The 22,610-nt window shown below is 51.9% G+C and carries 19 protein-coding genes; 2 read left to right on the top strand and 17 right to left on the bottom strand.

From position 1 onward, the window contains the following. Window positions 1–64: 64 nt before the first annotated feature. The 3 genes from purN to N7E73_RS07205 form a co-directional block, all read right to left on the bottom strand. Entirely contained in the window at window positions 65–739 is a 675-nt protein-coding gene (gene purN / locus N7E73_RS07195) for a phosphoribosylglycinamide formyltransferase (protein WP_432738370.1), read from the bottom strand. A gap of 314 nt (window positions 740–1,053) precedes the next feature. Then, the gene (gene cobA / locus N7E73_RS07200) at window positions 1,054–2,568 is read right to left on the bottom strand and encodes a uroporphyrinogen-III C-methyltransferase (RefSeq protein ID WP_432738372.1); all 1,515 of its coding nucleotides are present in this window, start codon (window positions 2,566–2,568) and stop codon (window positions 1,054–1,056) included. Window positions 2,569–2,840: 272 nt separating this feature from the next. Continuing rightward, complete coding sequence (locus tag N7E73_RS07205) at window positions 2,841–5,495, bottom strand: valine--tRNA ligase (protein ID WP_432738373.1); 2,655 nt, start codon at window positions 5,493–5,495, stop codon at window positions 2,841–2,843. A gap of 230 nt (window positions 5,496–5,725) precedes the next feature. Between N7E73_RS07205 and N7E73_RS07210 the strand changes: the two genes are divergently transcribed. Together N7E73_RS07210 and N7E73_RS07215 are read left to right on the top strand one after the other, a co-directional pair. Next, window positions 5,726–6,976 carry a BPL-N domain-containing protein gene (locus N7E73_RS07210; protein WP_432738374.1) on the top strand — a complete coding sequence of 417 codons (1,251 nt, stop codon included), beginning with the start codon at window positions 5,726–5,728 and terminating at the stop codon, window positions 6,974–6,976. Between the two features lie 141 nt (window positions 6,977–7,117). Further along, window positions 7,118–9,070, top strand: coding sequence for a DUF342 domain-containing protein (locus N7E73_RS07215; RefSeq protein ID WP_432738375.1), 1,953 nt, complete (start codon window positions 7,118–7,120; stop codon window positions 9,068–9,070). Between the two features lie 27 nt (window positions 9,071–9,097). Here the strand turns inward: N7E73_RS07215 and N7E73_RS07220 are convergent, their stop codons facing one another. The 14 genes from N7E73_RS07220 to qmoC form a co-directional block, all read right to left on the bottom strand. Continuing rightward, window positions 9,098–10,891 carry a hypothetical protein gene (locus N7E73_RS07220; RefSeq protein ID WP_432738376.1) on the bottom strand — a complete coding sequence of 598 codons (1,794 nt, stop codon included), beginning with the start codon at window positions 10,889–10,891 and terminating at the stop codon, window positions 9,098–9,100. Further along, entirely contained in the window at window positions 10,812–11,636 is an 825-nt protein-coding gene (gene truA, locus N7E73_RS07225) for a tRNA pseudouridine(38-40) synthase TruA (protein ID WP_432738377.1), read from the bottom strand. The genes N7E73_RS07220 and truA overlap by 80 nt, the downstream gene beginning before the upstream one ends. 70 nt (window positions 11,637–11,706) lie before the next feature. Continuing rightward, window positions 11,707–12,231 (bottom strand): MotE family protein, encoded by a 525-nt coding sequence (locus N7E73_RS07230; protein ID WP_432738378.1) that lies wholly within the window; start codon window positions 12,229–12,231, stop codon window positions 11,707–11,709. A 91-nt stretch (window positions 12,232–12,322) separates the two neighbouring features. Continuing rightward, the gene (gene fliJ / locus N7E73_RS07235) at window positions 12,323–12,760 is read right to left on the bottom strand and encodes a flagellar export protein FliJ (RefSeq protein ID WP_432738380.1); all 438 of its coding nucleotides are present in this window, start codon (window positions 12,758–12,760) and stop codon (window positions 12,323–12,325) included. Between the two features lie 18 nt (window positions 12,761–12,778). Further along, window positions 12,779–12,943, bottom strand: a complete 165-nt coding sequence (locus tag N7E73_RS07240; RefSeq protein WP_432738381.1) for a hypothetical protein — start codon at window positions 12,941–12,943, stop codon at window positions 12,779–12,781. Window positions 12,944–12,953: 10 nt separating this feature from the next. Beyond that, entirely contained in the window at window positions 12,954–14,174 is a 1,221-nt protein-coding gene (locus tag N7E73_RS07245) for a hypothetical protein (protein WP_432738382.1), read from the bottom strand. A 317-nt stretch (window positions 14,175–14,491) separates the two neighbouring features. Next, the gene (locus N7E73_RS07250; RefSeq protein ID WP_432738383.1) at window positions 14,492–14,683 is read right to left on the bottom strand and encodes a ferredoxin; all 192 of its coding nucleotides are present in this window, start codon (window positions 14,681–14,683) and stop codon (window positions 14,492–14,494) included. A 595-nt stretch (window positions 14,684–15,278) separates the two neighbouring features. Further along, a complete protein-coding gene (locus tag N7E73_RS07255; protein ID WP_432738384.1) occupies window positions 15,279–15,992 on the bottom strand; it encodes an ABC transporter ATP-binding protein in 714 nt (237 codons plus the stop codon). A gap of 3 nt (window positions 15,993–15,995) precedes the next feature. Beyond that, a complete protein-coding gene (gene livM / locus N7E73_RS07260; protein WP_432738848.1) occupies window positions 15,996–17,168 on the bottom strand; it encodes a high-affinity branched-chain amino acid ABC transporter permease LivM in 1,173 nt (390 codons plus the stop codon). Window positions 17,169–17,196: 28 nt separating this feature from the next. After that, window positions 17,197–18,099, bottom strand: coding sequence for a branched-chain amino acid ABC transporter permease (locus N7E73_RS07265; RefSeq protein WP_432738385.1), 903 nt, complete (start codon window positions 18,097–18,099; stop codon window positions 17,197–17,199). A gap of 66 nt (window positions 18,100–18,165) precedes the next feature. Next, window positions 18,166–19,296, bottom strand: a complete 1,131-nt coding sequence (locus N7E73_RS07270; protein ID WP_432738387.1) for a branched-chain amino acid ABC transporter substrate-binding protein — start codon at window positions 19,294–19,296, stop codon at window positions 18,166–18,168. Between the two features lie 28 nt (window positions 19,297–19,324). Next, window positions 19,325–20,080, bottom strand: a complete 756-nt coding sequence (locus N7E73_RS07275; protein ID WP_432738388.1) for an ABC transporter ATP-binding protein — start codon at window positions 20,078–20,080, stop codon at window positions 19,325–19,327. Window positions 20,081–20,678: 598 nt separating this feature from the next. Continuing rightward, window positions 20,679–21,365 (bottom strand): hypothetical protein, encoded by a 687-nt coding sequence (locus N7E73_RS07280; protein ID WP_432738389.1) that lies wholly within the window; start codon window positions 21,363–21,365, stop codon window positions 20,679–20,681. 21 nt (window positions 21,366–21,386) lie between these two features. Continuing rightward, entirely contained in the window at window positions 21,387–22,607 is a 1,221-nt protein-coding gene (gene qmoC, locus N7E73_RS07285) for a quinone-interacting membrane-bound oxidoreductase complex subunit QmoC (protein ID WP_432738390.1), read from the bottom strand. Window positions 22,608–22,610: the final 3 nt, after the last annotated feature.

Genomic DNA, 22,610 nt, shown 5'->3' on the forward strand with positions numbered 1-22,610 from the left:
AAGAAAGCCTGTCTGCGTCATGCGGACAGGCTTTTAAAATCAGCATCAGCTTTCATCGGATAATCTAGAATCCCTTCTCCAACGGCGGGTTGACCAGACTTGCTCCGTCTGTTTCTGCCGGACTCACATCACCCCCGGCAAGCTTCACAAACCGACCTTCCAGCGACAACCGGCCCTGAGCCAGCCATTGCGTGGCCTGCGGCAGGATACGGTGCTCCTGATCCAGAATTCGTTTACGCAGTTCTTCTTCATCTTCTCCGGGAAAAGCCGGAACCGCCGCCTGAATGATAACAGCACCGTGGTCCATCTTCTCGTCCACGAAATGGACCGTGCATCCGGCCAGTTGAACTCCGTACTTCGCGGCATCCCCCTGTCCGTCCACACCGGGAAAGCTGGGCAGTAATGCCGGATGGATGTTTATGATCTTTCCGGGAAAGGCACTGAGAAAAACCGGGGTGATGATCCGCATGAACCCGCCCATGACCACGGCTTCAACCCCTGCATTCTTGAGGATGCGCACCATTTCGGCATCAAACTCCTCTCGTGAATCGAAATCCTTATGACTGAGGGCGGCAGTGGGAATACCGTGTGCATGTGCCCTTTCAAGCCCGTAGGCTCCTGCCCTGTTGGAGAGAACCATCCTGATGTCTACATCAAGAACGCCCTGTTCTTTCCTGTCAATAATGGCCTGGAGGTTGGAACCTCCACCGGAAATTAGTACTGCGATAGGTAAGCTCAATTATCCCTCCGGGGGCTTAAGCCTTTTTTGCGAATAAGATTCAACAATCCAAAATTCATAACTGATGTCGTCCTCTCACGCCATGGAGACTCATTGAGGCACATTAGGCAGTTTCAAAACAAACTAGCTTAATTCCCTGAAAGGCATCAATGCAGTAAAGAAGGAAATATGCGGAAAATAGTCAGGCTAAAAGCGTTGCCAGATCTCAGGGATATGTAGAAAGAGCCGAGACAGCTCATCCGGCCCTGCTGTATAAGCCGCGGGACCGTTCGCGGCAAAAAAAGGAGGGGCCGAGAAAGGCCCCTCCATATAATCTACTCGGCGGCTTCCTGCACCAGTGCTTCGACCAGTGCGGGAATAGTGTAATCCTCAGGCTGGATGTCAGGTTCATACCCGAATCCGGCGAGGGTTTTAGCTGTAACTGGGCCGATGCAGGCAATTTTAACCGCATCCTTGTAGCCGTGGAAAGTCTCCGGCTCAATGAGGTTGAAGAAGTTTTCAACAGTGCTGGAGCTGGTGAAGGTCAGGTATTTGATTTTTCCTGCTGCAAGGGCCTCGGCAACCGGTCCGGGATCATTCTCGGTAAGGCCGGTTTCGTAAACAGGCAGAATCTTCACTTCGGCACCGGCCTTGACGAGTTCCTCGGGCAGAACTTCACGGGCTACCCTGGCACGGGGAATGAGAACCTTCTTGCCCTTTACGCCCCTTTCAAGCAGCCCGGACACAACGCCTTCAGCCACATACTTCTCGGGAATAAAATCAGGCTTGATGCCTCTGGCAACCAGTTCGTCCGCAGTTGCGGGACCGATGGCGGCGATTTCAATACCTGCAAATACACGGGCATCAAGACCGGCTTCAGCGAGCTGGTTGAAGAAATGCTTCACTCCGTTGACGGAAGTAAAGATCAGCCAGTCCCAGTTGGACAGGGATTTGATTTCTTCCTGAACAGGTGCGTAATCTTCCACAGGCTCAATGCTGATGGTCGGGAATTCGTAGACGCAGGCTCCGAGTTTTCCAAGGGTGGAAACAAGTCCGCTGGCCTGTTCACGGGCACGGGTAACAACCACACCCTTGTTCAGCAGAGGACGTTTCTCGAACCATGCCAGCTTATCGTGCAGGGAGCAGACTCCGCCCACAACGATGATGGAAGGAGCCTTGAACTTACGGATTCTGGCTTCTTCGGCGACATTTTCAAGGGTGGAAACAAAAGACTGCTGATTGCAGCGGGTTCCCCAGCGCACAAGAGCCACGGGGGTTTCAGGATCACGACCGTTTGCAATCAGGTTCTCTGCGATCATGGGCAGGTTTTTCACGCCCATGTAGAAAACCAGAGTGCTGTTCGACTTGGCGTACACTTCCCAATTGTGTCCGGACTGTTCTTTGGTGGGATCTTCATGTCCGGTAATAAAACATACGGAAGTGGTGAAATCACGGTGGGTAACAGGGATGCCTGCATAAGCGGGAGCCGCTACACCGGCGGTAATACCGGGGATCACCTCGAAGGCTATTCCGGCTTCAACCAGCTCCTCAGCTTCCTCGCCGCCACGACCGAAAACGTAGGGGTCGCCGCCCTTGAGGCGGGCGATAACTTTACCTTCCCGCGCCTTTTCAACGATGAGCTCGTTGATCTTATCCTGCGGCAGGGTGTGATCTCCGCCCTTTTTGCCCACGTAGATGACTTCAGCATCGGGCTTGGCGTAATTCAGAAATTCAGCGTTAGCCAGGTAGTCGTAGATGAGCACATCCGCAGTCTCCAGCACTTCCTTGGCCTTTACTGTAAGCAGACCGGGATCGCCGGGACCTGCACCGATAAGATAAACTAAACCCATATATCCACCCTCTCTGGTTAAATGCATATTTGATGCGCTGCGCGCTTTTGACGATCCGGGTTTGCCTCCGGCTGCATCTCTGCTCTCAACAGACCGCTAAACTCTAAGACTCGTCAAGCGGCTGTAAGGCCTCCGGGGGCTTAAACCCTTTTCACAGGCTTTGCCACAGGAAACCTGACATTGTGCGCTGCCGGTTATAATTCTGTCCAGCTGCAATCTGGCACGTTTATCAATTAGCGGGGAGGCTGCCTGCAGCCTCCCCGGCGTACTTTTTATTCCATGGCACTGACCAGACGCTCTTTCAACTCGGTCAGCTTTGCTTTCTTATCATTGATTTCTTCCAGTCTGGCTTTCTCTTTTTCAACAACCTCTGCAGGAGCATTGGCGACAAAGCCCTTGTTGGAAAGCTTCTTTTCTATCACAACGAGATCTTTGTCCAGCTTGGCGAACTCCTTATCCAGACGGGCAAGCTCGGACTCGAAGTCGACTGCACCGGCAAGGGGAACAAACAGTTCATTACCCTGAATAACCGCAGAACCGGAAGCTCTGGGGCCGGTGGAATCGGGCCCGGCAGTTACGCTTTCCAGACGGGCCAGAGCCTTGATCAGCTCGGCATTGGCATTGATAAGCTCGGCGGCATCATCGTTTGCGGTACGAACGATGAGTTCCAGCTTCTTGGAAGGTGCGATGAGCAGCTCGGTACGGATGTTACGCACTGCGGAAACAATACCCTGGAAGAGTTCCATCTGCTCCACGGCCTTTTCGTTGCGGCAGTTGTCACGCTTTTCAGGATAGGCCTCGGTTGCGATGTCCCCGTTCTCAATACCGGGCAGTACGGACCAGACTTCCTGAGTGACAAAAGGCATGACCGGATGCAGCAGAACCATGGTTTCGGACAGCACGGTCCAGAGAACCTTGAGGGTCGCATCCTTGCGGGAGGCGTCATCGCTGTACAGGTCAGGCTTGATCATTTCCAGATACCAGTCGCAGAACTCGTTCCAGATGAACTTGTACATGGTCTGGGCAACTTCGTTGAAACGGTATTCCTCAACAGCCTGACACATGGCTCCCTTAACCTCTTCCAGACGGTGCAGAATCCACTGGTTGGCAAGTCCGGTAGCTTCCTCGAGAGAGGCTTCGGGCTTCCTGCCGTCGAGGTTCATGAGTGCGAAGCGGGCGGAGTTCCAGATCTTGTTGACGAAATGGCGGTATCCTTCGATGCGTGCTTCGGAAAGCTTGATATCACGCCCCATGGCGGCGAAAGCAGCCAGCGTGAAACGCAGTGCGTCAGTGCCGTACTTGTCGCTCATTTCCAGCGGGTCGATGACGTTTCCGGTGGACTTGCTCATCTTCTTACCGTGCTCATCACGCACAAGGGCGTGGATGTACACATGCTTGAAGGGAACTTCCTTGCGGAAGTGAATACCCATCATCATCATGCGCGCAACCCAGAAGAAAAGGATGTCGAAACCGGTGATCAGTACGGATGTGGGATAGTACTTGGCCAGTTCCGGGGTCTCGTCAGGCCAGCCCATGGTCGAGAAGGGCCAGAGCGCGGAGGAGAACCAGGTGTCCAGAACATCTTCTTCCTGAACGAGTTTCGAAGAACCGCACTTGGAGCACTCGGTAGGATCGGTAAGGGAAACGATGAGTTCACCGCAATCCTCACAGGTCCAGGCCGGGATACGGTGTCCCCACCAGATCTGGCGGGAGATACACCAGTCGCGGATATTGTCCAGCCACTCGTAGTAAACCTTTTCCCAGTTGGAGGGGAAAATCTGGGTCTCGGAAGGAACTGCGGCACGGGCCTTTTCAGCCAGTGGCTTCATGGCCACGAACCACTGTTCGGAAACATGGGGCTCGATTACGGACTTGCAGCGGTAGCATTCGCCCACGGAATGCTCGTGGTCGTCGATGGAAACAAGGAAACCTTCTTCCCTGAGGTCATCAACTATGATCTTGCGCGCATCATCCTTGTAGATACCGCGATATTTTTCTGGTGCATTATCGTTGATGTTGCCATCTTCATCGAACACGGAAAGGACTTCAAGATTGTGCCTGCGGCCCAGTTCCCAGTCGTTCATGTCGTGGGCGGGGGTCACTTTAAGGGCCCCGGTACCGAACTCCATGTCGACGTAGGTGTCGCCGATGATGGGCAGTTCGCGGCCTACAAGGGGCAGGACCGCGGTCTTGCCGATGAGGTGCTTGAAGCGGTCATCTTCGGGGTTGACGCAGATGGCAGTATCACCGAGCATGGTTTCCGGGCGGGTGGTGGCGATGATCAGTTCGCCGGAACCATCGGAAAGCTGGTAACGGATTTTATAAAAATTACCCGGTTTGGGAGAATGCTCTACCTCGTCGTCCGCAAGCGCGGTATGGCAGCGGTTACACCAGTTGATGATGTAGTTGCCCTTGTAGATCAGTCCGTCTTCGTAGAGCTTTACAAAAACTTCGCGAACGGCCTTGGCGCGCTGTTCGTCAAAGGTAAAGCACTCACGGGTCCAGTCTACGGAAGCACCCATGCGGCGGATCTGCCTGAGGATGTGCCCGCCCTTGTCTTCCTTCCATTCCCATACGCGCTCAATGAACTTTTCACGGCCCAGATCGTCACGGGTCTTGCCTTCGCTCTTGAGCTGGCGTTCAACCACGTTCTGAGTGGCGATACCGGCGTGGTCGGTGCCGGGAATCCAGAGCACGCTCTTGCCCTGCTGACGCTGGAAGCGGCAGAGGATGTCCTGCAGGGTAATGTTCAGGGCGTGGCCCATGTGCAGGACACCTGTTACGTTCGGCGGCGGAATGACAATGGAATAAGGATCGCCCTCCGCTGCGGGATCGGGTGTAAAAGTCTTGTTTTCTTCCCAGTGATCAAGCCACTTTTTTTCAACATCCCAGGGTTCATACCCTTTGGGAAGGTTTGCTTCCGCCATGTGAGGACTCCTGTTCGGATATAAATTCTTAAGCAAAACAGCACTGCCCGGATCCCCGGGCCCGGGTATCCAGTTCAGCTTAGATATGCTAAGTTGGTTTCATAATAATACTTTTTAAAAAAGATGTGCTTTGCCAGACAGCCGTTTCCGTGTATCTACAGGGCAGGCTCAAAAAGCAAAACACTCGCCTCGTCAACATGCGCTACACACACTTATAAAGAGACACGAACATGTCAAGTATCTATATACTATGGGACGACTCCCATATATGGGGGCTTCTGGTCCAGCGGGCACTCGAAGCCTGGAATATCGACCATGAATTAGTGCGTGGGCATCAAATAGCGCAGGGATTGCTTGCAGGCAAGCCCCCGAAGGCACTCATTGTGCCCGGAGGATGGGCCAGGGGCAAAGCACGCCATCTAGGCGGCCCCGGAATCCTGGCCATCCAGAAATATGTCGGCGAGGGCGGCAACTACCTGGGCTTCTGCGGAGGCGCAGGACTGGGCCTTTCCGGAGCAGGCGGACTGGGGCTGAGCTGCTGGCAGCGCAAGGGCTTTGATAACCGGATGCACCATTTTCTCAGCGGACACATCAACCTGCAGCTGAACCGCAGCAACCCGCTGGTACCGGAACAACTGGGCGAAAAAGCACTAGTCCCGGTCTGGTGGCCCGGACAGTTCTCCCCGCGCGAGTGCGATTCCACCACTGCGCTCGGACGCTACCGCGAACCGGGCAATGATTTCTGGGTAGCCGACCTCTGCGTTGGTGGACTGCCGGAAGGCACTCTTGCCGACTGGGAAAACATGTACGGCATCAACCTGCTGCCGGATTTCCTGCACGACCGCCCCGCAGTTGTTTCCGGGCAATCAGGGGCAGGCCGCTTCATCCTGAGCTATCCGCATCTGGAAACCCCGGCTTCCCCGCAGGCCAACATCTGGCTTTCGCACATCCTCGACAACCTGCTGGGTTCCGCCCCGCAGCAGCGTCCACCGCTTCCGGCCTGGGATCTGGCCGAAACCAGAGTAGGCTGGAACGCCCCGGACCTGCTCAGTGTGCGAAAGTCCCTTGAGAACATCATTGAGACCGGGCAGGGACATTTTCTGCTTTTCTGGCGCAACCCCTGGCTGCTGGGCTGGCGAAGAGGAATTCCCGGCGCCGCACTGAACAGCCTGTATGCCCTTGTATGCAAAGCAACGGCCCATGAACCCGGACCTGAGTCAAAGCAGATGTGGAATGCATGCAAAGATGAATTCATGAAGTACATGGAGATTTTCGAAAAAGGAGTTACCGGCTACCTGCTGGCGGAGCGTTTCGCCATGACCATGCGTTCCCTTGAACCGGACACTGTTTTTCCCCGCGGACTGCAGGAACAGCGCAACGGCCTGTTCGGTCCTCCTCCCGGTGCCGGGGGAATATATGCAAAGCTGCTTTCCGTGATGGAAGATCTGGTCTGGCTGATGCATAAAGAGAAACATAATTAAGAATGCTGAAAAGAACAAAAACCTCATTTGAACATTATACATTAATGCGTTAGTGTGAACTCACCTGGCAAAAGAGGCCGCCAACAGATACTGCAGCGGTCTTAAGCCACAACTGAAACATTCAGGCGGTAAGTTCAGAATATGGCGGAACAATCCTCCCCCGCAAGGGGTGCAGAACTGCGCAGCTCACACTCCGAACAGAAAGTGGAAAGCCGTGATGCCGTCCTTGATTTCAAGGTGACCCCAGACAAGATGGCGGCCTTTATCTCCTCCTATACGCCTGCACAGGGCGATGGCGCCCAACTCTCCATAGCCCTCATGGAAAAAGAGCTCAAAAGAGCCGGCTACGAGGGGCAACTTGATCTGGACGGAGCAAATTTCGCTCTCAAGCGGGCACAGGAAGGCAAGAGCATTGTCAATGTAGCACTGGTCCGCGCCACCTATCCGCATGAGTCCCGTGACGGGATGATCATCACCGATGCCGACCTTAACTTTCCGGTCCTTCCGGGAATGGAGTTCGGTCGCCTCAGTTCTGCTGTCCAGCCTTCTCCCGGCAAAAACCTGGTCGGAGAAGAAGTAGCCCCCACAGATACACATACGCCCAAGAACCTGCAGGTTGCTGCAGGAGGCGGCTGCAAGCACGATCTCGACACCGGGGCTCTGATCGCTGAGCACTACGGACTGGTCAGAATCGAGCAGGATACAATTTTCGTAGAATCCCTGATAAAGGTCTCTCCGGACGCCATGAAGGTCAGCACCAGAATATTTCCTCACGACTGCTTCGGGATGAAATACGATCTGGCCTGCATAGAGCCGGCGCTTGCGCGGATGGAAATAAACCGCCCATTGCAGCACGTGGCCTGCCAGACGGCGATCAAGACTGCCCGCGAAACCAACACGACACAGGAAGCGGTCATTGTTCTCGGAACAGAGCCCGTTCCCGGAAAGGACGGAAGATTTGAGTATTCACGCAAGGAGACCCAGAAAACAGTAGGAACCACAGACGATGAAGACCGCATTGATTTCAAGGACCGGGGCGTTCATCCTATGGTCGGCCCCGGAGACATCATAGGAAAGATCCATCCCCCTGTCGAAGGCAGGGCCGGAGAAGATGTTTACGGGAGACTCACCCCCCCTCCCGGAGGTAAACCCTTTGAAGTCAAACCGGGGGTCGGGGTAGCTCCTATGGCTGACGGGATCACCTACTCCGCCACCACCACAGGCATCGTCACCCTTGATGACGGAGTGCTGGCTGTAACAGACGTGCTGGTAACCAAAGGCGACGTGGACTACTCCACCGGAAACATCATACTGGAAAAGGGTTCCGTTCACGTCAGCGGTTCCATCCGGGAAGGTTTCACCGTCGAAGCCCCGGAGCACATAGTGGTGAATGAATCCATTGAAGGAGCCACCATCATTGCCGGCGGAGACATCGAAGTAAAGGGCGGGCTGGTTATGGCCGGCAAAGGAAGCATAAAAGCCGCCAACACTATTACGGCCCAGTTTGCATCCAACGCGCGCATTGAATGCGGGGACGAGCTGATCATCACCAACGAGATCAGCAACTGCTTTGTGCATGCCAGGGGGCCCGTCACAGCACACGGCAGCAGAGGCATTATTCAGGGCGGGGCAATCATGTCCAATGTCGGGATTGAAGCCAAGGAACTTGGTTCAGAAATAGGCGTCAGGACTATCGTCGGGATCAGTTCCAAACAGATAGTCAATCGCGAGCTGGTCAAGGAAAGGGACGAATTGCGGGCTCGGCTGATGAAGATCAATGAAGTTGTCGGACAGGGTTCAAACGAAGCCATTCTTGAAACAACACCAGCCGCCAAACGTGAAAAAATGCAGCAGATTCTCATTCTGCGCGGCCGTACCAAGATCAAGCTCCGGGAAATCCGTGCCCAGCTTGCCGCAGAACTGAATGAATACTACAAATCGCTGGAAATACTCTCCATCCGAGTTCATCGCCGGGTCTATCCCGGAGTGGAAATAAAGATCGGCGGAAAGACGGTGCAGATCGCCAAGCAGATCAGCAGGATCAAGTTCCGTTTTGATGCTGAAGAACGAAACATCATTGCCGTCAAGTTCTAGAAGTTCAACCCGTCCCCGAAAACAGGCCTACCCCTTTCTGGAAAACAACCGCCCGGTTTCCGCAGCAGGATCGTCGAGGTCAAAATTAAAAGTACTTTCGAAGGTGTCGACCAGCTCACGTTTTACTTCAAGCTCCAATTCAGTTCTCGGACTCGGTTCCGGGAGAAGGGGCGGCAGCGAGCTCTCCTGAATCAGATAGGAGCTGACTCCGCTCTCGACAACCGTGTCGTTCACATCCTGCCAGCTCGGAAACAGTCCTTCCTCTTCATCTTCCAGAACCTCCTTGACCTTATCCGGTTCTGCTATCAGTGCATCGTAAAACTTGTCCGAATCGAACCAGAGAACATTGTCTTCCTCGGCCTCACGCAACCCCATCCATTCGAGGTCGACAATCCTGTCTTCCACAGGCTTGCGCCAGAGATCGGCAAACCCTTCCTTGAACAGGTCTTCCGAAGGCAGAATCGTCTTACGCAGGTCGTTGTAGGCATCTGTGACCAGTCCCACGTTTTTTTCCATTTCGCCGATGGCACTGACCACGGTAAGGGGTAATGTATCCCCGAAATTTTCCTCAAGATTCACAAGGACCCTGCCACGGTCCAGAGCGAATTCACCCGGAGCACGGGTTTCGGTTGTCCCGTTGACAACCATCACCGAATCAGCCCCCGGACTCGCAGTCACGTTCAGGGCCAGCGCTTCAAGTCCGCTTCCGGGCTCAAGCACAAGCCGTTCGCCGATCTTGGGATCGACCGCACTTATGGCCACGGCCTTGCCGTCTATCAGGTAGTATCCGTCACCTGTATAGACCGGGGAAACCAGTTTTGCATCAACCAGTTTCGCAGTGACTTTTGCAGAAGTTCCACCGGCGGCATTGTCGATGCGGTCCAGCACGGTCTGCCAGGTGTCGCCATCCTCCACCATGAAGTCTATTGTTCCCGACTCCGTACCGATTGAATAGCCAATGGAATGAGTTCCGGCGGAAATTGTCGTCTCTGCATTCACATCAAAGGCCTTGGAAAGATACTGCGTGGGAGAACCGGCCACGGTACCCGACAGAGCGTAACGGGCTTCCCTGGCAGGGCTGATCGGCTTTTCTGTGGCATACAACTTAAGGTAGGAAATAAGATGGCCGCTGGTGTCGCTGAATGAGAGAAGATTTGCGGCAGTAAGGTCCTGCGGGTCGTCTCCGCGATTTTCCGCGGTAACGGCGTAGACGGTATTTACGGAAAAGGCCAGGGCGGACCCGGTTCCGAGAAGATCATCAAGATTAGCCCCGGGGACATTCTGCCTGATTACGCGGGCCTGCACAGGAAGCACACTGTTATTTACCACGTCCCGAACAGCTTCCAGCACCGCATCATTGTCCATGCCGGAAGTCAGTTCCACCTCAAGGTTCTTTTTTGTCCCCCCAAGTGAAACATCAAACTTGTAAATCCCAGCATCAAGACTGTTGAGGGCTTCACCGGTGAAGCCACGGGAGTAGTAGCGGTAATACCGCTGTACGTCATCCTTGGGAGTTATTGTGGAATTGACCTTTCCGTCCAGTTCCGGGTCATTGACCACCAGACGGGCATCACTCAGGCCGAAGCCGTCTGAAGGCCAGCGGAAGGCCCCCAGAGCATCACTCAGGGAACGCACCTTGGACTGCACGTCCATTGCGAGGGATGGTGCGGTCAGTTCATAACGGTTTTTGAGCGCGGCACGGCTGAAGCGGTCTGCCCAGTAGGAATCCGGGAAGACCTGCTTAAGCGGGTCGGACTTCTGAGTTGAGTCCGCCTTGAGTATCAGGTTGCTGCCGTCCAGCGTCAGGTCCGCCACACCCATTTTCTCCGTAGTAGACACCCTCAAGGCACAGTCCCTGTGCAGGGGCTGTGGCAGGGGCGAGAGTTCTGTCCTTCATCTGTAATAAAGATCGGACAGAATCGGGCTCGGCTTTACCCCGGCCGATCTCCACAAGGCAACCGATCATATTCCGGACCATCTGCTTGAGAAACCCGGACCCGCAGACCCGCAGCAGGATCTCATGTTCCGTTTCGCCGGACTGCCTGCTGAATTCAAAGATTGTGCGCACGGTTGAACTTACAGTGGTTCCTGTATTCTGGAAGGAAGCAAAATCATGTTCGCCCTGAAAAAAAGCCATTCCCCGATCAAGCGCATCCAGATCAAGGGGGCCGCATTTCCAGACAAAACGCCTGCGCCAGGGCAGGAAGAAGCTGTTATTCAGCCACAGCGAATAAGTATAGGACTTTCGGAGAGCACTGAAACGGGAGTGAAATTCATCGGAAACATGCTCGCAATCCAGCACGGTAATATCATCCGGGAGCAACGAATTGAGGGCCTGCTGCCAGGGAACTGAAGCTCTGCGGGCATCAACGTCAAAATGGACCACCTGTCCGAGGGCGTGTACCCCGCTGTCGGTGCGCCCGGAACCGTGTGCCCGCACCGGACTGCCGGTGATGCGTGCAATTGCGCCTTCAAGTTCACCCTGAACGGTTCGTACGCCGGACTGAAGCTGCCAGCCGCAAAAATCGGTGCCATCATAGGCGACTGTTATCTTTATTCTCTTCACTGCAAAAACTTAGCGCAGAGACAGACCGGCCGTCTCTGCGCTTTCAACTGAAAAAATGTTAACGTCATGCTTAATTTGCTTCCAGAGGGGTCTGAAGCTTGGTCAGCGCTTCTGAGAGCTTGGCGGCTTTCTTGGGTTCTACCAATCCGAGGATGGCACCGGCGCTGCTGCCACGCATACCTGCCAGAATCTTGACGGCCAGATCAGTATCAAGCGACTCGATAACCTGAGCGGCACTCTTGGCCTTCATTGCGGTATAAACACCGACCAGATGCTTGATCTTGGCATCCTTGAGAACGTCGGCATCAGCAAGCATCTTCTTGAGCCTCTTTTCAAGAGCGGTAAGCTCTGCAAGCTTCTTATCCAGATTCTGTTCAAGAGTGCGCAGGGATCTCTCCTTGCGGGCCAGCTCGTCTTCCTTGGCCTTGAGTGCTTTCCAGTCGGCATCCGGCATTCCGGAAGGACGGGCAGCTTCCCTGGCGGCAGGAGCATCTGTCGCGCCTGCGGCCTTGGGCTCAGCGGCGATGGCCTTGGGAGTTTCCACCACATTGCGGACCACGCTGCTGTCAACAACTGCCTGAGCCGCCTTTTCCATAACTTTTCCGGCAGGATTGCCCAGATCAAAACCAAGTGAGCCGATAAGGGAAAGCTTAAACAGCGCCAATAGGATAAGACAAAGAAGAATCTTAGAGATCTTTAGGTTGGAAACGAATTGTTGCCATTTCGTCGTACTCTTTTTGCTCTTTGAGACTTTCTTCTTCATAGTATTTCTTCGCCTGGTTCTCTTTGAGTTTTTCCAGAAGTTTCCGTTCTTTTGACTTATTGACCGCTTCTGTACGACATCTTTGCAAGTTAAGGGCCAGTTGCTTCAACCTGTTTTTGGCATTCTGCAGGTCCGTTTTCAGGGCATCATCATACAGCCGCCACAGCCACATGCTGTTTGCGTCCAGGTTATCGTATTTCTGCTTCTGGTGGTCGACGATCTTCTTTTCAACAGCAAATACCGCCTGTTTCTGCTCCTGATGGAGCCGGCGTGCTTCAGCCAGAGCCATACTGGCCTGCTCTTCAGCCTGCTTTCTGAACTCCAGCACCTTTTCCAGTTTGAATACAAACCGTTTCGGCATATGTCAGTCCGGGGAGGACTACTTTTTTTCTTCCGGTTTACCGGCCAGGCCGCAATAGCCTTTATCGCCATCGGCAAACCGCCACATCATGCACATGGTTCCCTGACAGAATCTCATCTTGTCATCACTGGTCATGAGGTAGGGACAGAATTTGAATTTAGCTTCACTCTCAGAATAGAACATCTTCAACCCCTTATAAATCATTCTGCACGAGGCGTGTGAAGATAAGACACTGCTTTCCCATGGTTTGCTTAACGTACTCCTTCACCAGCACCCCGATTCGTTCTTCCCGGGTAAACTTATCAGCGTACTTACCGTCGGCATAGACCTCTGGGAATTTGTCAGAAAGCACCGGATGCTTGCTGGCGTACTTTTCAACTTCTTTGGAATACTCGGAAATGCGAGCCTCAACTTCCTCTTCAGGCATGGACTCAATTGCCTTGACCTTCAAAGCCAATTCCTGCGGTTCCGGCAGATTCTCGGACTCCATTAAAGTGCTGAAGGCACGGGCAAAGCGCTGGCTGCCTTCAAAAATGTGTTTGGGCCGAACAACGTTAAGTCCTGCCCAGCCGGCACGCAGCCACTTGAACAGATAGTTGACGGTCTTTTCCGGATGCTCCCTGTCCTGAATATAAACGTAAACGGACATGGAGTCGTACATGAAGGTATCCATCCAGCCGATTCCACCCTTGGTAAGGCCGGGGATGCCGCTGTAGAAATAATTCCACTGGTTGTCGTCAACCACCAGCCCCTTCATGCCCACTGTGGATTCATCCGCCTGTCTGGATACGGACAGAAAGACATCCCTGCCTTCATATTTAAGAAGCACAAGCAGACGATTGAGATCGTAGCGATAATATGCACCGCCGAATGAATCCGGGGTATTAACCTCAAATTCCTTGCCACGCCAGACTTTCGGAGTGTCACAGTCTCCGAGATATTTCCACGGCTGAGCCTTTTCGGCAATGAACTGGCTGTCAGGATACCATCCGCTGACCCTGATTACTGACGGGTAGATGGCGTAGTTGGGAATATCGGGATTGTAGGTATACTCAAGAATGCGCTTCAGGTCGGCATTTACAGTCATGCGCATGGCTGCCCCGTTAGCCGACTCGCGTTTGGGAAGATCAATAAGCTCATCTGTCGGAGCGGAATTATCCACGTAGCTGATCAGGCCTGCAACTCTGGCAGCTTCAAAAGAGCTTCCTTTACCGCTCAAGGTTGCAAAAAGATAATCAATTCCTTCGGCAACAGGTTTTGGAAGTGATACCTCCTTTTTCTCCTTCTTTTCGGAGAAAGAAGTGGAACACCAGCCGTTTACCGAATAAGATATTATAAAAAGAGCACTAACCAGTACCACTGCCAGGGCATGCAATGCGACTCGGCAGTTATCCCGGTCTAAAGAAATTTTCATATTTATCACCTTCCTGCGTAAATTTCCGCAGGTTATTTTCATTTGTCTCTCCAATGTATTTATGCACTAATTTAAGTCTTGGCAAGCCTGCCCCGGAAAGCCCGTGATTCGCCGTATTCTGCCATTAATTTGCATCATATATTGCAATTGAGATGCCTTAATTATTCTTTGCCAGTATTCATGGACCATACAGCCCTGAGCATCCATTCCTGACAACTGCCTTGTCAAAAATCATTACTCATTCCCCCACCAGCCACAGCAACGACATAAAAAAAGACGCCCGAAGGCGCCTTCTGTAATTGCGTTAACAACCTATTCTATTCAATCGATATGCACTCAACAGGGCATGAATCAATGGACTCCTGCACGCAGTCAAGGTCTACCGCATCAGGTTTTATCACTTCGGCCTTTTCTCCATCGGAATCCAAAGCAAATACCTCTGGGCAAAGTTCAACGCAGGTTTCGCAGCCAATACACTCGACCTGATCAATCACAACCTTTTCAGCCATAATCTGCCTCCAGAACGTTGGATTTCATTATACATATAATACACGGCAAAACTTAAGCACAAACCCGTACGTGTTTGCAAGAAATTCTTCACACCAGACCAGATCCTGAACGACCAGAGAGTACCCCCTCTCCTCCACATTCAGTCCGTGATTCCCATGTATTGGGCATGCCTTTCTATAATCCCATCAAATTTTATGTTATTTTGATGGCCTTCAGGAAACATTATAATTTCTTTGCATCTCTCTCCAATACAGCTGACCTTTTTGGGAAACAACAAATACAGCTGTTCCGGTAAAAAAACAAATGCATGTTTCATACAATCAGCCTTTCAGAGTACCCGCAGTCTCTCCCAATCATTTGCCTGATCCACGGAAACGAATCCATGCTAAGCCGCTCTTCATTGTTAGCAAGACTCTTTTCCTCGGAAGAAAATAAATCTCAGCCATGATGCCTGCTCCGGCCAATGCCGCCTCCAAGGGTTTTATTCTCAAAGCCTGTTTCACATCTTCCAATCATATAGCACACCGCAGCCAAGAAAAAAATCCCCTGCGACACTTATCGCAGGGGATTCTTTAACACATGGCTTCGGACGCTTTATTCGCCGAGGTATGCTTTCTGAATATCAGGATTGTTAAGCAACTTGCTAGCTTCATCTTCAAGAACCACACTTCCGGTCTCCAGAACATAGCCCCTGTGAGCCATGCTCAGAGCAACCTTGGCATTCTGTTCCACGAGGATGATGGTTGTTCCGAGCTTGTTGATTTCCTCAATGATTTCAAAAATCTGTTTTACGATCAATGGAGCAAGGCCCAGCGACGGTTCATCAAGAAGAAGAACCTTAGGACGGCTCATTAAGGCTCGTCCGATGGCAAGCATCTGCTGCTCCCCTCCGGAAAGAGTCCCCCCGGCCTGCTTGCGTCTTTCACGCAGAATAGGGAACATGTTGAAAACTCTCTCCATGTCATCTGCGATTTCCTTGTCCTTACGGAAGAAGGCTCCCATATCGAGATTTTCTTCGATGGTCAGACGCGGAAAGATTCTGCGGCCTTCGGGAACCTGACACAGCCCCATGGGCGGAAGATTGTCCGAACTGACTTTATTAATGCATTCTCCGCGATAAAAAATCTCACCGGAAGTAGCTTTTACGATGTTGCAGATTGTCATCAGGGTGGTACTTTTACCAGCTCCGTTGGCCCCGATAATGGAGACAATCTCGCCTTCCCTGACCTTGATGTTGATTCCTTTCAGCGCCTTGATGCTGCCATATCCAGAATGGACATCACGAAGTTCTAATATTGTATCTGACATGGCTTAATCCTTTTTGTCTGCCTTCATTCTGCGTTTGGGCGGCAGTAAACCCTGCGGCCTGAAGAGCATCATAAGCGTCATGACGCCACCGAATACCAGCATGCGGTACAATTCAAAATCACGGAATATTTCCGGCAGGGCAATCAGAGCCAGGGCTCCGAGAATAACACCGGGAATGGACCCCATACCGCCAAGAACAACCATGGACAGAACCATGGCCGACTCAAGGAAGGTAAAAGATTCAGGACTTACAAAACGCATGCGTGCGGCATAAAAAGCCCCGGCCATACCGCCGAAGCAGGCACCCGTGCAATAGGCCAGCAGCTTTGTGTAAAAAGTCGGAATTCCCATGACTTCCGCTGCTGTCTCATCCTCACGGATGGCTTCCCAGGCACGGCCTATACGGGAATGGTTCAACCGGTAGACGGCGATAATGGTAAACACAACCAGAGCAAGGACAACATAATATACAAAAGTAAGCTTTTTGAGCCAGATGTGCTCGAAAGTAAACCCGTTGGCAAAGTCAGGCCAGTACATGCCCGGAGCCTTGATCGCGGTGATACCGTTGGGACCGTTGGTCAGGCTCATCCAGTTATTGAGGACCATACGGACGATTTCGGCAAAACCGAGAGTTACAATGGCGAGGTAGTCCCCGCGCATCCTCATGGAGCAGTAACCGATAATACAGGCACCCAGTCCCGCAACGGCAGCGCTGAGCGGCAGGCAGATCCAGAATGATATATTGTAAGAGACAGAAAGCAATGCATAGGTATAAGCGCCAAGGCCGTAGAAAGCGATATACCCAAGGTCAAGCATACCGGCCAAGCCGACAACCACATTAAGGCCAAGGCCAAGGCAGACATAGATCATGCAGTTGATGGCCACGTCCTGCGCATAGCGACCGAACAGGTGCGGATACGCAATTGCGAAAGCCATGATGGCAAGTACCCATATGGTGGCAGGCATGGCTGATGCTGCCTTGCCCACACCACCGACAGCAGCACCGGCCGGCTTGGTAAAGAACTTAAAGGCTCCGATGCTGTTAAGCTGATAAATTACCAGAATGAACGAACACCCAAGTGCAATCTTCCACCACAGGGAAAAAGTGGCGGCAACCTCCAATCCTTCAGGCTTGATCCCGATCAGGGGCCAGAGCAGGACGAACAGCCAGATCATCCCCACGCCTAAAGAAGTCCAGTGCTTTTTAAACTCTGGTATCGTCAACGTTCTCTCCCATGATTCCTGAAGGTCTGAAATAAAGCACCCCGATGAGGATTACGAACGCGAACACGTCCTTATATTCCCCGGAGATGTACCCAGCAGCAAAAATCTCAACCATACCGATGATGAAACCGCCGATCATGGCACCGGTGATATTGCCGATTCCGCCGAGAACCGCGGCTGCAAACGCCTTGATCCCGGGTACAAAGCCCATATCATATCGGACCGACCCGTAATAAAGGCCGACCATGATTCCGGCGGCTGCGGCAAGCCCAGCACCGATCGCGAAGGTCAGGCTGATGATACGGTTGGAGTTGATTCCAACCAGGGCGGACATAATCTTGTCCTGAGCAGTTGACCGCATGGCCTTGCCAATGCGGGTTTTAAAAACCAGAAAATTGAGTGCAACCAGCAGAAATGCAGTAAGACTGACAATGAACAGCTGCATGTAGGAAAGCATTACGGAACCGAATTCAAAACCGCCCTGAGTGATTTCACTCGGATAAGCCTTGTCATAAACACCCTGAGTGAGCATCAGCCCGTTCTGCAGGAAGATGGACATACCCAGAGCCGAAAGCAGTACAGAAAGCCTGGACGAGCTGCGCAAAGGTTTATAGGCGACTTTCTCCACAGCCATAGCCAGCATTGCGCAGTATGCCATGGCCAGAATGAGTGATCCGGACAGGCAGACCCAGACCGGGGCTCCCTGAGAGAGCAGGTAGCTCATGAAGATCACACCGACATAACCGCCAGCCGCGAAAAACTCCCCGTGTGCGAAGTTGATGAGCTGGATGATTCCGTACACCATGGTATACCCCAGTGCGATCAGCGCATAGACGCTTCCCAGGGTTATACCGTTGATGAGTTGCTGAAAAAAATATTCCATGTAGTTCCGGGGGCTGTGCGTAAAGGCCCCTGCCCTTTAAGGCAGGGGCCGACATTACTTGGACTTCTAGTAGTAACCGGTTGAGGGGTTCCAGTAGTTTTTGAACTTACCGCCATCAACCTTGAAGATGATGTAGTCGGAACCGGAATCACCATTGGGCTTGAATTTGATCTGCTTGGATGCACCATTGTAATCAAGCTTCATAAGAGCGTCACGAACCTTCTCGGGATCGGTGGTTCCTGCAGCTTCTACTGCCTTCATGTAAGCCATGGCGCTGTCATAAGCATAGGCGGAATATGCGCCAATATCACCGTGAGCAGGAGTATACTTGCTCTCGAACTCTTTATAAACAGGGGATTCCTTGTCAGTGTAACCAAACGTGAGGAAAACACCTTCGGAAGCATCTTTTGCGATGTCGATAAGCTGGGGATGGTAAACGGCATCCTGAGCGATAATCGCAGCATTAATACCCATGCGCTTGGCCTGAATGAGCATCAGAGCACCAGTCGCAGAGTTCTGCATGGAAACATAGAAAACATCAGGGTTGGAGGTCTTTACCTTGGTCAGGATTGCGGAAAAGTCCTTGTCTCCCTGGTTCACGTGTTCGTGGCCGAGAACCTTGATACCGGCTTCGGGAGCACCCTTTTCAATACTGTCTGCCAGACCCTGGGAATAAGCGGTCTTATCGTCAACAACATAAACGGATTTTGCCTTAAGCTCATCCTTCATAAATTTGATGGCAGTTTTACTCTGGTCGTCATCACGTCCGCAAACACGGAACATATAGGGAAGACCGCGGGAGGTTACTTTCTCGTTGGTAGAGGCAGGAGTAATCATGATGATGGATTCTTCATCAAGCACTTCCGAAGCAGGAAGGGTCGCGCTTGAACAATAAGAACCAACTACACCGTTTGCGCCTTCGTTAATGAGCTTGTTGGCAACTGCAACTGCCTGACGGGGTTCACAGGCTGTATCCTGAGGCAGAACAACAATATCATCAAAACCCTTGAGGCCCCCATTAGCCTTTACAACTTCAACAGCAGTGAGAACACCGTTTCTGATGTCAGTTCCATCTGCGGCATACGGTCCAGTCAACGGACCCATGGTGCCAATTTTGAGGGTTTTCGCGCAAGCCATACCGGCACCAAGAGCCAGGAGAGCTGCGGAAAGCAGAACAGTGGTAATCAGACGTTTCATAAAATGAGCCTCCCTAAAGTAAATAAGGTTAGTTACCCAGATATGCCTCAATTACAGCAGGATTTTTCTGAATCTCTTCAGGGTTACCCTTTGCAATCATCACACCGTGATCCAGGACCACAAGCCGCTGGCAGATACCCATGACAACTTTCATGTCATGCTCAACCATCAGCACATTGATCCCTCTGTTCGAGATTTTACGAATGGTTTCCATCAACTCGGAACTCTCGGCCGGGTTAAGTCCTGCAGCAGGCTCATCAAGGAGAATGGTGCTTGGCTCGGAAGCCAGTGCTCTCGCAATCTCAAGCCTGCGCTGATGCCCATACGGAAGGCTGGATGCAACCTCGTCAGCATAATCGTCCAACTCTGCGAAACGCAGCTCCTCCATGGCCTTCTCTTTAATTACAGCCTCTTCCCTTTTCTGGGCGGGAGTACGGAAAATGGCTCCGAACACTCCGCACTCAGTGCGGGAATGTTGAGCCACCATAACGTTCTCAAGAGCGGTCATGTTCTGGAATAGACGGATGTTCTGGAAGGTGCGCGCAATACCTTTATGGAGAACCTGATACGGCTTCAAGCCTGTCATCTTTTCCCCGTTGTACTCAACATAACCGCCCGAAGCCGAATAAACTCCGGTGATCACGTTGAATACGGTGGTTTTGCCTGCTCCGTTGGGGCCGATAAGTCCCATAATCTCTCCCGGCATGAGAGAGAAGTTAACCTCTGCCAAAGCCTGCAGCCCACCAAAGCGGACGCTCACGTCGTGTAAATGAAGTTCTGCCATATTGGACATACCTATACACATTATTCTTCTTAAAATCAAGGCTGAATACGTTTTTTATTCCTTACAACCCCGATCTTTCGAATTATTCTTCGCAACAACAATGCTTTATATACACAAGCAACATACCTTTGATCATACGATCAACCAATAAACACTGTTGGCATTACACACCACTGATTCAATGATCAAAAACTACTTTATGCAGAACTTTACTATATTCTGTATTCCACTGCATTTTTCAAATATTTTAGGTTCATTCTTCTTATTCACATCGGATAATACAGACATTCAAAGCAAATTAAAGTCTTTTTTTGCTTACAAAATTGCAATTGGATTTAGCATGTTTTTCCAATGTTGGCTAATTTTGGCAAGGCGTTGGTATTCATTTGCGATTGGCGTTTATTCGACGCAATTCAGGACGATTCGCACAATTTTCTGCACAGCATTTCACCAATAACAATATTTCGTATTCAGGACCCTCAGAGTGGGTTTTTCAGCACTGTAAATTATTGTAAAATTAGTAAATAAAAAAAGACCCTGACCAGAGGTCAGGGTCTTTAAAATGCTTCGTGAGATGAAGCCGGCTGGCTTTAACGGCCTACCAACCTTCGTCAGAGAAGGGATCGGAACCGAAGCCGAAGTCTTCAGCAGGAGCGCCACCGGTTGCGGGAGCACCAGCGGAACCAGCGTCAGCAGCAGGAGCTGCAGCACCAGCAACAGCGCCAGCTGCAACGGTCACAACACCGTGCTTTTTAACGTCTTCGATCATCTTGAGGAGTTCATCAACCTTGCCGATGTACTCTTCAACTTTTGCCTGGGAAGTAACGATGACTTTGTCGCCTTCATCTTTTCCGGAAGCTTCGAAAGCTTCACACTTGCCTTTGTATTCAGCCATAGCTTTCTCGGTTTGACCGAGTTTGCCTTCTGCTGCAGCAAGTTTGGTTTCCAGTTCCTGAACTTTTGCAGCCTGTGCTGCTACGGTGGAACGGTAGTCAGCCAGTTTAGCGAAGATGCTGTCAACCTGGACCATTACGTCGCCGGGCAGTGCGCCAACGGAAACGTTTTCACCGAGACCGGCAACCTGGGCGGTCTTCATTTTAGCCAGTTCAGGATGCTGTTCGTAGATCCATGCTTTAGCGAGAGCTGCAGCAAAAGGTTCGAATTCAGCGTCGATGTCTTTCTGGGTCATGTAACCGAGAAGTTCCTGAACGGAGTTGTTGCTTTCGCCACCCTTGATGTAGGAAACAAAGGTGCTCATGGGGAAAGTTTTGCGTGCTTCAGACATGATTTGTTCCTCCTTGCTCTATTACAGAGTAAAAGTCTTTTCTTCACGGACCGGCATGGGAAGACGGCCGATGTATCTTGCATAAGTTAATGCTGCGGTCCTGTAGACGAGGTGTCCGAGTTTGGACCACGGCAGATAGACAAACATCATGAATACGGCGATCAGGTGCACGTAGTACATGGGATATGCGAGAATCGCTACGCCGAGGAGGCGGAGAAGTTCACACATGATACCAGTTACTGCGATGGTCCAGATCAGACCGAGCAGGTACCAGTCATAATAGCTGGAGCCATGTACACTCTGATCCTGGTTCAGGCGACGCTTGGTCAGCAGAACCAGCGAGTAGACCAGGAGAACAGCGCCGACGTTGGCTAAAATCTTGACCGGAGACCACAGCGGCATGGGGGTGTGTCCCAAGGGAGCAATGAAAGGAATAATCTTTCCGCCCCAGTGAGTTACAGCAACCACACCGGTAACAACCATCAGGCAGATGAAGGCGAGCATGATAAAACGGTGGCCGTTGAATTTCTGCTCGTCAGCTTCGTCGGTTTCGCCGCATTCTTTCCACTTGGAGTGTGTCAGCAGTTCGTTCTTGCAAACGTCGATAAAACACTCAAGCATGCTGGGCTTTTCAGATTTGTCACCTACAGCAAAGACCTTAGGCTGGTCCTTGAAGGATTCAATGAGGTTTTTCACTCCTTTATAGAAGGTCCAAACCATGAAACCGAAGGCAATCATGAAGATCGGGTCAATGGTGAAATCACCGGGGAAGAGGTAACCGTAAACGATATGACCATCTTTCAGAGGCAGGAAAGACCCACGGACTCCGGCCATGATGAACCAGATCACCAGGTAGATTGCAGCAGGAATGGCAATCAGCTTGGGCAGGTGCTTGGGGGAGCTCATCCATTTACCTATAATGGAAGGAGTCACCATCTTCTGATAGGCCATGTTACGCAGAGCTGCGAGCATGTCTGCAGGACGGGCGCCGCGGGGGCACAGGTCGGAGCAGGTACCGCAGTTGTGGCACAGCCAGATGTCGATGTCGTTTACGAGTTTATCTTTAAGGCCCCACTGAGCCCATACCATTTCCTTACGCGGATAAGGGTTGTCTGCAGGCGAAAGGGGACATGCTACAGAGCAGGTTGCACACTGGTAGCACTTTTTGACGCCTTCGCCACCGACTTCCTGAAGTTCCTTAATGAACTGCAGATCCGGTTTGATGCGAATATCTTTCTGCATATC

This window comes from Maridesulfovibrio sp. FT414 (genome assembly GCF_050916235.1).
GTDB lineage: Bacteria > Desulfobacterota > Desulfovibrionia > Desulfovibrionales > Desulfovibrionaceae > Maridesulfovibrio.